Genomic DNA, 11,740 nt, shown 5'->3' with positions numbered 1-11,740 from the left:
GTTTAGCCGCTGGGCGACAGGGGGAAAAGGGGCAATGGCCGCCGGGGTGCGGCGGCGGGGCCACTGGACGCCCGCCTGACGCAGGTTAGGTTCCGCCGTGACAGCACAGGAGCAGCCACCATGGACGCATTCGGCAAGAGTCAGCCCGTCACCCGGATCGAGGATCGCCGGTTCCTGACCGGCGCGGGCCGCTATGTGGACGATGTGGCGCCTGCGGGGGCGCTGTTCGCGGTCTTCGTGCGCGCGCAGGTGGCGCACGGGGTGCTGCGCGGCGTGGATGCGGATGCGGCGCGGGGGATGCCCGGCGTCCACGCGGTCGTCACCGCCGACGAGCTGCTGGCGGCGGGCGTGGTGCTGGATCTGGCGGGCGTGCAGGTGCGCAACCGGGACGGCAGCCGGGGCGCATTCACCCGTCGCCCCATTCTGGCGCAGGGGCGCGTGCGGCACGTGGGCGAACCCATCGCCTGCGTGATCGCGGACACGTTGGCGCAGGCCCGTGACGCCGCCGAGGCGGTGGAGGTCGATATCGACGACCTGCCCGCGCACGTCGATCTGGCGGTGGGTGGGGCGGCGCTGCACGACACGGCGCCGGACAACCTCGCCTTCGATTTCAGCCTCGGCGATACAACTGCGGTGGATGCGGCGATCGCGGCGGCGGCCCATGTCGTGACCGTGCAGGTGCCCGACAACCGGGTGATCTGCAACGCGATGGAGCCGCGCGGCTGCTATGCCGAGGTGGTGGACGGACGCCTGCACGTCGCCGTGAACGGGCAGGGCGTCTGGGCGCCGAAGGCCGATCTGGTGAAACATTTCGGCCTTTCGCCAGACGCAGTGCGCGTGACCACGCCCGACGTCGGCGGCGGGTTCGGGATGAAGGGGATGCGCTATCCCGAACCCTTCGTCGTGGCCCATGCCGCACGGCACCTGTCGCGCCCCGTCCGCTGGATGAGCGAGCGGACCGAGGCCATGCTGACCGACAACGCAGGCCGCGACCTGATCACGCAGGCGACCCTCGCCTTCGACGCGGACCTGCGGATGACGGCCTACAGCCTTGATACCATCGCCAACATGGGCGCCTACAACAGCCAGTTCGCACAGAACATCCAGACCGAGCTTTTCGCCAAGGTGCTGACCGGCACCTATGCGGTGCCGCTGGCCGCGATGCGGGTGCGCGGCGTCTATACCAACACGACGCCCGTGGACGCCTATCGCGGCGCGGGGCGGCCGGAGGCGATCTTCGTGCTGGAACGCAGCATGGACGCGGCTGCACGGCAGTTGGGCGTCACCGGGTGGGACCTGCGGCACCGCAATTTTATCACGCCCGACCAGTTCCCCTATACGACGCCGACCGGCGTGACCTATGACGTGGGTGCGTTTTCCGACCTGCTGGACACGGCGCAGGACAGCGCCGACGTGGCGGGCTTTGCCGCGCGCAAGGCGGCCTCTGCCGCGCGCGGGCGGCTGCGTGGGCAGGGGCTGTGCTATTACATCGAAAGCATCCTCGGCGATCCGTCGGAAACCGCGACGGTGGTGTTCACCGGGGACGGGGCCGAGATCCACGTCGGCACCCAGTCCAACGGTCAGGGCCACGAGACGGTCTATGCGCAGTTCCTGTCCGATCACACCGGCATCCCCATGGACCGGATCACCGTGGTGCAGGGCGACAGCGACCGCATCCAGCAAGGCGGCGGCACCGGCGGGTCGCGGTCGGTCACGGTGCAGAATACGGCGACTCTGGCCACGGTGGGTGCGCTGATCGCGGCCTTCACCGCCTATCTGGCGGACCGCGAGGGTGGCGACGTCACCTTCGACGACGAACGGTTCCGGGTCAGTGGGTCCAACATGACGCCGACCGTGCTGGAGGTGGCCGAGATGGCCCGCGGCGACGGCCGCACCGATCTTTTGCGCCACAGCCAGCGCATCACGCTGGACAACCGCAGCTTTCCCAACGGCGCCCACGTGGTCGAGGTCGAGATCGACCCCGAGACCGGCCACACGGTCGTGGACCGCTACACGGTGGTCGACGATTTCGGCAACCTCATCAATCCCTTGCTGGTCGAAGGACAGGTGCATGGCGGCGTGGCGCAGGGACTTGGTCAGGCGTTGAGCGAGCGCGTCGTCTTCGATGCGGACGGGCAGCTTCTGACCGCAAGCTACATGGATTACGGGATGCCGCGGGCGCTGGACGTGCCGCGGGTGGCGTTTTCCACCCGTGGCACGCCGTCGCTGTATAACCCGATGGGCATGAAGGGCTGTGGCGAAGCGGGAACGGTTGGCGCGCTGGCTGCCGTCACCAACGCCGTGCTGGACGCGCTGTGGGACAGCGGCGTGCGCGATGTCGCGATGCCGTTCACGCCGCACCGGGTCTGGGGCTGGCTGCAGGCGGCCCGAGACAAGGCCGCCTAGTCGATCTTCATGATGAGGCAGGTCGTGGACCCGGTGGCATAGAGCGTGCCGTCGGGCCCCGCGATCCGGCCCGTGGCGACACCCGTGGACCGGCCCGCGTGATCGACGGTGCCGGTCGCGGTGACGGTGATTCCCGGCGGGATGGCGCGGACGATATTCACTTTGTATTCCAACGTGGTATAGACCGAACCCTGCGGTACCGTCGTCATCACCGCGCAGGCCATGCAGCTGTCCAGCAGCGTGCCGTACCAGCCGCCGTGGACGCCACCGACCGGGTTCAGATGTGCGAAGGCCGGGGTGCCGGTGAACACGACGCGGCCCGCGTCGACGCTCACGATGCCGAAATCCATGATGCCCGCAATGGGCGGTCCCGGCAGGGTGCCGTCGTGCACGCCCTGCATGAAGGCAAGTCCCGACATGGACAGGACCCGTGCGCGGTCCGGCAGGTCGGCGGGCGTCTGGGCGATGAATGGCGTCGTCATGGCAGGTCCTTCGGCTGTTCGCCGCAGGCTGCCGTGTCAGGCGACGCTTTGCAACCGCGGGTCTGGCCCGATGCCGAGGGCCGCACACACGTCGCGGGTCAGCTGCGGCTTGTTCAGCGTGTAGAAATGCAGGTGATCCACACCGCCCGCCACCAGTGCGGTGCACAGGTCCGTCGCGTGGCGGGTCGCCAGCTGATCGGCGGTGCCGTCTGCCACTGCCGCCTCGAACTGCGCGGCCAGTGCGGGGGGCACGTGGGTGCCGGTGGCGGCGGCAAAGCGGGCCGCGCCTTTCCAGTTTTCCACCGGCAGTATGCCCGGAATGATCGGCGCGGTGATGCCCGCCGCCGCACAGGTATCGCGGAAGCGGAAATAGGTGTCCGCCTCGAAAAAGAACTGCGTGATCGCGGCGACGGCGCCCGCGTCGATCTTGCGCTTCAGCCACGCCACGTCGGCGTCCTGACTGGCCGCTTCCGGGTGCTTTTCAGGATAGGCGCCGACGCGCAGGGTGAACTTGCCCGTCTCGGCCAGCGCCGCGATCAGATCGACGGAGGACGCAAAGCCGTCCGGGTGTGGCGTGAACGTCGCCGCGCCCTTGGGCGCATCGCCGCGCAGGGCGACGATGTCGGTGATTCCGGCGGCCGCATATTCCTCGGCGATGGCCAGCGTTTCGGCACGGGTCGCGTCCACGCAGGTCAGGTGCGCCGCGACCTTCAGCCCGGTGGTCTTGTCGATGGTCGTCACCGCCTCGTGCGTCAGTTGTCGCGTGGTGCCGCCGGCGCCATAGGTGACGGACACGAATTCGGGCCCCAGCGGGGCCAGCACGTTGACGCAATCCCACAGCCTGAACGATCCTTCGAGGTTCTTGGGCGGAAAGAATTCGAACGAAATCCGGGGGCGGGTCATGGCGGCGGTCCTGTGCTGATGTCTTGCCCTCTTTCGCATCTCTGTTCATATGAAGCAAATTCATAATTCTCACGATCATCATGAGGAAGATTTGCAGATGCATATCGAATTCCGTCACCTGCGCACGATCAAGGCGATCCACGACACGGGCGGGCTGTCCCATGCGGCGGACCTGCTGGGCATTACGCAGTCGGCCCTGTCGCATCAGGTCAAGGGGATCGAGGATCAGGCCGGGGTCGAGCTGTTCGTGCGCCGCACCAAGCCGCTGCGTCTGTCTGCGGCGGGGATGAAGCTGCTGGCCGCGGCCGAGGCGATCCTGCCGCAGGTCGCGGCGCTGGAGGCGGAGTTCGACGGGCTGGTGGCGGGACGCGCGGGGCGGTTGCACATCGCGATCGAATGCCACGCCTGTTTCGAATGGCTGATGCCGGTGCTGGATACCTTCCGCAAATCCTGGCCCGAGGTCGACGTGGACATCCGCCCCGGCCTCGCCTTCGACGCCCTGCCGGCTCTGCGGCGCGAGGAGGTGGACCTCGTCATCTCGTCTGATCCGGAGGTGATCGACGGCATCGCATTCACGCCGATCTTCGACTACGAACCGGTGTTCGTCGCGGCGGCTGTCAACCCGCTGGCGCAAAAGGCGGTGATCGAGGCCGTGGATTTCGCCGACCAGACGCTGATCACCTATCCGGTGGATCGCCGACGGCTGGATGTGTTCACCGAATTGCTGACGCCCGCGCGGGTGGAACCGCTGGCGCTGCGGCAGGTGGAACTGACGGCGATGATCCTGCTGCTGGTGGCCTCCAATCGCGGTGTCGCGGTGCTGCCCGACTGGGTGGTGCGGCAGGTGCGCTATAACGCGGACTATGTCACGCGGCCGCTGACCGCGCAGGGCATCACGCGCACCCTGTATGCCGCGACGCGGACGCAGGACGCGGGGATGCCCTATCTGGACCATGTGACGCGTCTGGCCCGGCAAGAGGCGGTGCGGATGCAGCGCGGTTGAGGCACGCCTGTGCCGGTCCTGCGGATGCCCGGCCGGTGGCACGCGCACATCGTCGCGCCGTGGACCCCCGGTCGTGCGGCACCCGTCGCGCTCCATCCGTCAGGCGGCACTTGCGATGCCCGACTGCAGCATTCCGATGACGTCGCCTAGCGGCCGGGCGGGCGAATAGTAATAGCCCTGCACCGTCCGGCAGCCCAGCGCATGCAGCATGTCCAGCTGTTGCCGCGTCTCGACCCCTTCGGCGACGACGGCCAGTTCCAGACCACGCCCCATGTCGAGGAACGCCTTGATCAGGACCTCTGCCGTTGGGTCCTGTCCCAACCGCCGCACGAACGTGCTGTCCAGCTTCAATTCGTCGCATTCGAGTTCCTGAAGGTGCTGGAACGAGGCGAAGCCGGTCCCGAAATCGTCCAGCGCGATCCGCACGCCGGTCATGCGCAGCAGGCTGATCGATTCCTGGATCATGCGCCCCGCCCGCGCGATGAAGATGTCCTCGGTCACTTCGAACATCAGATGTGGGCGCAGGTCCGGGTGACGCGCGACGGCCGCGATCAGCGCTCCGCGCCCCGACGTGGTCGCCAGCGTCACCTCTGACAGGTTGACCGAGATCTGGTCGGGCAGAAGGCCCAGATCGCGCAGGTGCTGCATGTCCTGCAGCACGTGGCGCAGGATCTGGTGCTGGAAATCGGCCTGCAGGCCGAGGTCCCGGATCGACGGCAGGAACGACCCCGGCGACAGCACGCGACCGTCGGGCATCACCCAGCGGGCCAGCGCCTCCAGCCCCGTGACGCGGCCCGTGGCGATGTCGACCTGCGGTTGATAGAACGGAACGATCTGATCCGCCTGCATCGCGGCCCCGATCCGCGCCCGGTCGTCCAGCGTCGGGCGCGGTGGAAAGCGGGTGGGATCATAGATCACGACGGGCCGGTCCAGCGTGGCCTTGGCCCGGTCCATCGCCTGTTCGGCCTGCTGCATCAGTGCCGCCAGCGACGGGTTCGCCCGGACCGGGGCGATCGCGACGCTGGCCGCCACCTGAAGCTGGCGGTCCTCGAAGGTGATGGGCTGGCAGATCGCCGTCTGTACGTCGGCCGCGATGCGCAATTGCCCGGCCGTGTCGGACGGTCCCGGAATCAGGGCTGCGAAGGTGTCGGCGTCCATGCGCGCCACGATGCCGCTGTCCATCAGCAGGCCGCGCAGACGGCAGGCCACCTCGATCAGGACGGCATCGCCTGCGGCCTGACTGTAGCTTTCGTTGATCGGGCGAAAGCCGTTCAGATTGATCAGAAAGACCGCGCCTGATCCGGCGCGATCCGCCTGCAGGCTGTCCTGCGCGATGCGGTCGAAGACCCGCCTGTTCGGCAGTCCGGTCAGAAGATCGCGGCTGGCGATGTCCTCGAGTTCTGTCAGGCGCCGGTTGGCCAGATCGCGCATCGTCTCGAACGCGTGTTGCGTGTCGTTCTGGCGCTGCGTCGTCATCACGGTGTTCGTGAAATAGACCAGCAGCAGACCGGCGAGCACCCAGCCTTCCATCGGCATCGGCGCGGTGACCGGTTCGTCGAACACGTCGTGGATGATCGCGGCCACGCAAAAGCCGGACGGGATCAGCATGCTCCAGTTATAGATGGGTACGGTGACGAAGGAGTTCGAGATGTGCACGAGGACGCCGAACATCCACAGGCAGGCGCCGATCAGCATGGCACTGCTATGCCCGTCGGTCATCACCCAGGCCGCCGACAGATACGCGAGGGTGGATGCAATGGTGGCGACCCAGACCGCGATGCAGCGTCGCAAACCGATGCCCGGCCGGTCGATCGGCACACCTGCCCCCGCCACGGCCATCGTCACCTCGCTGGTCGCGGCGAGCAGTGCGACGATGCACATCCGCTGGACATCACCCGCCACCAGCAACGCCCCGCCAAGCACCGGCAACAGGCTGAGCCTGCGCAACCGGTCACGCCGCACGATATGCAGCGTCAAGCGCGTCTCGAACAGGAATCGGTTCTTCAGGCGGTCCAGCACGGCATCCTCGGGTCATATCGCCATCATCTATGGACGCAGGGGCAAGAAGATTCACTTAACGCCGGCCGGCATGGCCCCGATCCCCGTGCGACCTTGTGCGAACGGATGCGGCACCCTATACGCCGCCCTTGATCCATGACCGGAGGCCCCGATGGCTGGCAGTGCGAACCTGAACGTGATGATGAAGACGGCCCGCAAGGCAGGCCGCGCCCTGCTCAAGGACTTCGGCGAGGTCGAGCAGTTGCAGGTCAGCACCAAGGGCCCCGGCGATTTCGTGACCCGCGCCGACCGCCAGGCCGAAGAGACGATCCGCAACGAGTTGATGCATGCCCGCCCCAGCTATGGCTTTCTGGGCGAGGAGGGGGCCAAGATCGCGGGCGAGGATCCGACCCGCCGCTGGATCGTCGATCCGCTGGACGGCACCACGAACTTTCTGCACGGCCTGCCGCACTGGGCCGTCTCGATCGCGCTGGAACACAAGGGGCAGGCCGTCGCGGGCGTGATCTACGATCCGGTCAAGGACGAGATGTTCTATGCGGAAAAGGGCGGCGGTGCCTTCATGAACGAATCCCGCATGCGCGTATCGGGGCGTCACCGGCTAATCGACGGGCTGTTCGCCACGGGTCTGCCGTTCGCCGGTCGCAGCGACCTGCCGGAGACGTTGCAGGATCTGGCGCGTCTGCTGCCTGCGGTGTCCGGCGTGCGCCGTTTCGGTGCGGCGGCGCTGGACCTCGCCTATGTCGCTGCCGGTCGCTACGACGGGTTTTGGGAACGCCGGCTGAAGCCGTGGGACATGGCCGCAGGCCTCGTCATCGCGCGCGAGGCGGGGGCGATCGTGGAATCGCTGACCAAGGACGGCGATCCGCTGGCCGACGGCACGGTGATCTGCGCCAACAACGACATCTTCGCCCCCTTCGCCAAGGTCATCCGCAAGGATTGAGCCCGCTCAGCGCCGGCGCACCAGCGGCACGCGGCCGGGACCGATGGGTGCGGCCGCCGGGTGCGGCGGGTGGCCATCGGTCGCCTGCCAGAACCGTGGCCCGCCGAGTCTCAGCCACAGCGGCAGCGTCAGGGCGATGCCGGCCACGAAGCCGCCGACATGCGCGGCGTATGCCACGCCTGCGTCCGCCTGCGGCCCCAGCCCGCCCCAGACCTGCAGCGCGAACCACAGGCCCAGCAGGAGCCACGCGGGGATCGGGATCACCTTGAAGATCACGATCAGCACCAGCAGCATGTCGACCCGCGCGCGCGGAAACAGCAACAGGTATCCACCCATCACCCCTGCGATGGCCCCAGATGCGCCCACGGTCGGCACGGCGGACCACGGATCGACGGCGATTTGCGCCAGCCCCGCCGCCACACCGCAGGCGGCATAGAACAGCGCGAAGGGCACATGCCCCATCCGATCCTCCAGGTTGTCGCCGAAGATGAACAGGAACAGCATGTTGCCTGCCAGATGCAGCGGGCCCGCATGCAGGAACATCGCAGTCAGCAGCCCGGTCAACCCCTCGCCCCCGGTCAGCAGGGCGGGGATCAGCGCGTAGTCGTAATAGAGCGACCACAACGCCGTCTCGTCGGTGATCGCCACGGCGGTCCACAGCCAGATCGCGACATTCGCCACGATCAGCGCGTGCGACACCCATGGCGTGCGGCTGGACGGGTTGTGATCGCGGATCGGGAACATGCGCCATAGGTGCGGCCCGTCGGGCCGCAGTCAAGGCGCGTCTACTGCTCTCTTGGCATACCCCCGGCGCGCCGGTCGGAGCGGGGGTTGCCGGCGGATTGCGTGGCAATCCCCTTGCCGCCGGGGGGCATGGCCAGTAGCTGTCGTCGCACGGGGGCCGCGTGGAGCGCGTTGCAGGCGGCCTTGCGGACGATCCAGACCTTGCGGTATCGCAGCCGCAGGCGCGGAGCCTCGTCGGATGGGGCGGTGTGGTGGAATGGTAGACACGAGCGACTTAAAATCGCTTTCCTGACCGAGTGCGGGTTCGAGTCCCGCCACCGCTACCACGACGAGGGGTCGGCCAGCCCGTGATCTGACCCACCGTGATCGGTGGCGATGTGCGCGGTGCACGGGCTGCCTCTGGCCAAGACAGGTGAACCGCCTCCACACGGCGCGGGACCGCCCGTCACGGCGCACGACTGATTTGACGGCCAATGGCATGCCACGCAGGGTCATCGCGCCCCGGGCTATTCGCATGGCCGTCACCGCCGCGATCGGCGCCGCGCGGGCTTGGTCCGCGGTAGCGGCAAGAGCGGGTCTCAGGCCCGCGACAGGCCCTGCGGTGCGATGCGTGCACTGCTCGGCTGCGCGGCGCGCGGCGCGGCGGGACGCCGTGCGAACAAGGCGAACGGTGCCGTCCAGCGGCGCTGCGGCGTGGCCGGACCATCCAGCTGCGCAGCCGCCCGATCGATCACGGCATCGATGTCAGCCTGATCGGACGCTTCCGGCATGACGCCACGGCCGGTTCTGATGACCAGCCGGGGCGTTTCCATCACCGTCGCCTCGGCGGTGCGGACCGCGTCCAGTGCGGCCTGCACCAGCGCCTCGATCCGGGCCACCGGCAAGGCGGCGCTGGCATCGGTGGCCACGACCAGCGTGCCCGGTCCGGTCGGCGTCATGAAATAGCCCGATCCACCCAGTGCCGTGTCGATCGCCTGCGTCAGCCGGTTGGTGGCGGCGGTCAGGCCCAGGATGTGGCCCGGCAGCTGCAGGACGGCGATTTCGGCCAGTGCGATGGCGAACACCTGTGTCTGTCCGGTCGTGCCACGGGCCAGTTGCGCCAGATAATTGGCGAACGCGACCCGGTCGAGCGCGCGTCCCTGCACGATGTCCGGCGCACAGGGCGCCATCGCACCAGACGAAAGCTGGGCCGCGCGCAGGTCGCGGGCCGCTTCCAGCCGGGCGCCGAGCGCCACGAGGTCGAAGGGCTTGGTGACGTAATCGGTCGCGCCGACTGCGAATGCCCGCGCCACGTCGTCTCGGTCGTTCATCGCCGTCAACACGATCACCGGCGTCCGGTCGTGACCGGGCAGGGCGCGGATCCGGCGGCACAGCGTGATGCCGTCCATGCCCGGCATGTTCACGTCCAGCAGGAAACAGTCGAAGGGCTGTTCAGCTGCGGCGATCATCTGCAGTGCCGTGTTGCCGCCGTCTGCCGTCGCCACGTCGCGAAATCCGGCGCGGGCGGTGAACAGCGGCAGCAGTTCGCGGATGAAGGGCTCGTCGTCCACGGCAAGGATGCGCATCGGTTTCTCCGAAGTTGTCATGTCGTCCACTGGCAGCGTCATCGCGACCCCCCCGGCGGGGAACCCGCATGGCGGTTGCGGTGGTGTGCAGGAGCATGCCGTCCGATTGCAGCCGCTTTGTGGCAGCAGCAAGGCATTGATGGCGCGGTCCCACCTGCGACGTCGGGCGCCGCAGCCCGTGGGGCGCGGCTGCGCATCATGACCGGCTCGCCCGCAGGCCGGCACGACTTTCGGGGGTTTCCAGTTCGCTGTTCAACCGCTCGAACAGGGTACGCGCCGTCGCCTTGTCGCCACCGTTGAGATAGGCATAGCCCCGCAGCAGCCCCAAATCGCGGCGCAGACTGCCGTCGAGGGTCTCCAACGCGTTGAGATAGCGGATCGCGGCGGGATAGTCGCCCTGCGCAAAGGCGCGCACACCGCGCTGATCGAGGATGATTCCCTCGACCGTGCGGCGCTGGCTGGTGTCGAAATCCGTCTCGGCGGCGATGCGCGAGGCGGCGTCGGTCATGTCCTGCTTCAGCAGCGCCAGCGCCATGCCGTAGCGGGCATCGCGTTTCACCACCCCCGACAGCGGCCCGTTCGCGGCGGCCGTGAACAGCGCCAGCGCTTCGAGGGGGCGTTCGAGGTTGTAGACGCACCACGCCCGCTCGTACGCGATGTCGAGAGAGCGGGGGTTGGTCGAGCGCTCTGTGCAGTCGCGGAAATCCCCCGCCTGGGCGGCGCTGCGGGTGGATCCCACCCGTCCGTCGCCGCTGGCCGGCAGGCGTGACAGGGGGCTTGCGACCGCCGCTGCCGCGACGACGCCCCGGCCGGGGGCAGGGGTCGCCGGTTGCGCTGCCGCGGGGGCTGCCACGGGCGCGGGCGCGGGGCCAGCCGAGGGAGCCGCCGCGGGTGTTGCCGGTTTCGCCGCTGCGGGGGGGGTGGCGGCGGACCCTGCGTCCGCCCCGCCGCGACCCGCCAGCAGGCGCGACTGCACTGCCGCAAGGGCTGCCCGCGATCCGGGCAGGCGGTTACCCGCCAGCGTGATCAGCGCGCGCAGATCCGCTTCGCTGGCAACCGCGTCGGCCTTTTCGATGGTGGCGATCAGATCGGATTCGCCGCTGCAGGACCCCACGATCTGCCGGTAGGCGGCCAGCGCCGCCGCATCGCGGCCCCGCGACTGTTCCAGTTCGGCCAGCCGCCAGGTGTTGTTGATCCGGGTGCAGCGCAGCAGTTCCGGCGTGGCCAGCCCGATGCGCAACGCGCCCTCCGCGTCGCCGCGCGACAGGGCGGTGTCGAACTTGCCCTGCGCCTCGGCGGTGGCGAGCAGGTTGGTCATATCCCCGGGCGGCGTCCAGTCGGGAAAGCTGCGCCGCGTCTCGCTCAGCATGCGGCGGGCTGCGGCCACGTCGCCACGGGCGATCGCGGCATAGATGTCGTCCACCTCGCCTGCCGGGCCGCCGGTGGGTCCGACCAGCGCTGCGGGATCCTCCGGCGGCGTCCAGTCGGGAAAGGCGGTGCGCAGGCGGCGCAGCTCTGCCGTCACGGCGGCCTGTTCGTCCTGTTCGACATAATAGCGCAGGGCGCGCAGGTCGTCTGGCGTGGGGGCGTCCTGTGCAAAGGCCGCGGGCGTGGCCAGCATCAGGCCGACACTGAGGGCGCTGCCGCACAGCAGAAGGGCAGGACGGAAAATCACTCG

General features: G+C 68.7%; 9 protein-coding genes and 1 tRNA gene. 4 read left to right on the top strand and 6 right to left on the bottom strand.

Annotated features, from left to right (window positions below; translation table 11 throughout):
• Positions 1–120 precede the first annotated feature (120 nt).
• Positions 121–2,406 carry a xanthine dehydrogenase family protein molybdopterin-binding subunit gene (locus tag BMX16_RS12625; protein ID WP_089904138.1) on the top strand — a complete coding sequence of 762 codons (2,286 nt, stop codon included), beginning with the start codon at positions 121–123 and terminating at the stop codon, positions 2,404–2,406.
• Here BMX16_RS12625 and BMX16_RS12620 read toward each other — a convergent pair.
• The gene (locus tag BMX16_RS12620) at positions 2,403–2,888 is read right to left on the bottom strand and encodes a PaaI family thioesterase (RefSeq protein ID WP_089904135.1); all 486 of its coding nucleotides are present in this window, start codon (positions 2,886–2,888) and stop codon (positions 2,403–2,405) included. The genes BMX16_RS12625 and BMX16_RS12620 overlap by 4 nt on opposite strands.
• 36 nt (positions 2,889–2,924) lie before the next feature.
• Positions 2,925–3,791, bottom strand: a complete 867-nt coding sequence (gene metF / locus BMX16_RS12615; RefSeq protein WP_089904132.1) for a methylenetetrahydrofolate reductase [NAD(P)H] — start codon at positions 3,789–3,791, stop codon at positions 2,925–2,927.
• Between the two features lie 97 nt (positions 3,792–3,888).
• Between metF and BMX16_RS12610 the strand changes: the two genes are divergently transcribed.
• Positions 3,889–4,794, top strand: a complete 906-nt coding sequence (locus tag BMX16_RS12610) for a LysR family transcriptional regulator (protein ID WP_089904227.1) — start codon at positions 3,889–3,891, stop codon at positions 4,792–4,794.
• A gap of 99 nt (positions 4,795–4,893) precedes the next feature.
• Here the strand turns inward: BMX16_RS12610 and BMX16_RS12605 are convergent, their stop codons facing one another.
• Positions 4,894–6,813, bottom strand: coding sequence for a putative bifunctional diguanylate cyclase/phosphodiesterase (locus tag BMX16_RS12605; RefSeq protein ID WP_089904129.1), 1,920 nt, complete (start codon positions 6,811–6,813; stop codon positions 4,894–4,896).
• A 151-nt stretch (positions 6,814–6,964) separates the two neighbouring features.
• Between BMX16_RS12605 and BMX16_RS12600 the strand changes: the two genes are divergently transcribed.
• Positions 6,965–7,753, top strand: a complete 789-nt coding sequence (locus BMX16_RS12600; protein ID WP_089904126.1) for an inositol monophosphatase family protein — start codon at positions 6,965–6,967, stop codon at positions 7,751–7,753.
• 6 nt (positions 7,754–7,759) lie between these two features.
• Here BMX16_RS12600 and BMX16_RS12595 read toward each other — a convergent pair whose 3' ends face one another.
• On the bottom strand, positions 7,760–8,497 hold the full coding sequence (locus tag BMX16_RS12595; protein ID WP_089904123.1) for a rhomboid family intramembrane serine protease: 738 nt from the start codon (positions 8,495–8,497) through the stop codon (positions 7,760–7,762).
• Between the two features lie 242 nt (positions 8,498–8,739).
• Between BMX16_RS12595 and BMX16_RS12590 the strand changes: the two genes are divergently transcribed.
• Positions 8,740–8,823: transfer RNA gene (locus tag BMX16_RS12590), tRNA-Leu, on the top strand.
• Between the two features lie 252 nt (positions 8,824–9,075).
• On the opposite strand, the gene BMX16_RS12585 is transcribed toward BMX16_RS12590, so the two are convergent.
• Together BMX16_RS12585 and BMX16_RS12580 are read right to left on the bottom strand one after the other, a co-directional pair.
• Entirely contained in the window at positions 9,076–10,083 is a 1,008-nt protein-coding gene (locus BMX16_RS12585) for a response regulator transcription factor (protein ID WP_177174656.1), read from the bottom strand.
• Positions 10,084–10,258: 175 nt separating this feature from the next.
• A complete protein-coding gene (locus tag BMX16_RS12580) occupies positions 10,259–11,683 on the bottom strand; it encodes a tetratricopeptide repeat protein (RefSeq protein ID WP_177174655.1) in 1,425 nt (474 codons plus the stop codon).
• Positions 11,684–11,740 lie beyond the last annotated feature (57 nt).

This window comes from Loktanella fryxellensis (genome assembly GCF_900110065.1).
Lineage (GTDB): Bacteria > Pseudomonadota > Alphaproteobacteria > Rhodobacterales > Rhodobacteraceae > Loktanella > Loktanella fryxellensis.
The sequence above is the reverse complement of the archived record's forward strand: the minus strand, read 5'-3'. Positions and strand labels throughout refer to the sequence as shown.

What these genes read in the sequence shown, in the direction of transcription:
- BMX16_RS12595 (WP_089904123.1), bottom strand. Translation starts at nt 8,497, where the DNA reads ATGTTCCCGATCCGCGATCACAACCCGTCCAGCCGCACGCCATGGGTG.
- BMX16_RS12580 (WP_177174655.1), bottom strand. Translation starts at nt 11,683, where the DNA reads ATGCTGGCCACGCCCGCGGCCTTTGCACAGGACGCCCCCACGCCAGAC.
- BMX16_RS12610 (WP_089904227.1), top strand. Translation starts at nt 3,889, where the DNA reads ATGCATATCGAATTCCGTCACCTGCGCACGATCAAGGCGATCCACGAC.
- BMX16_RS12625 (WP_089904138.1), top strand. Translation starts at nt 121, where the DNA reads ATGGACGCATTCGGCAAGAGTCAGCCCGTCACCCGGATCGAGGATCGC.
- BMX16_RS12620 (WP_089904135.1), bottom strand. Translation starts at nt 2,888, where the DNA reads ATGACGACGCCATTCATCGCCCAGACGCCCGCCGACCTGCCGGACCGC.
- BMX16_RS12600 (WP_089904126.1), top strand. Translation starts at nt 6,965, where the DNA reads ATGGCTGGCAGTGCGAACCTGAACGTGATGATGAAGACGGCCCGCAAG.
- BMX16_RS12585 (WP_177174656.1), bottom strand. Translation starts at nt 10,083, where the DNA reads ATGACAACTTCGGAGAAACCGATGCGCATCCTTGCCGTGGACGACGAG.
- metF (WP_089904132.1), bottom strand. Translation starts at nt 3,791, where the DNA reads ATGACCCGCCCCCGGATTTCGTTCGAATTCTTTCCGCCCAAGAACCTC.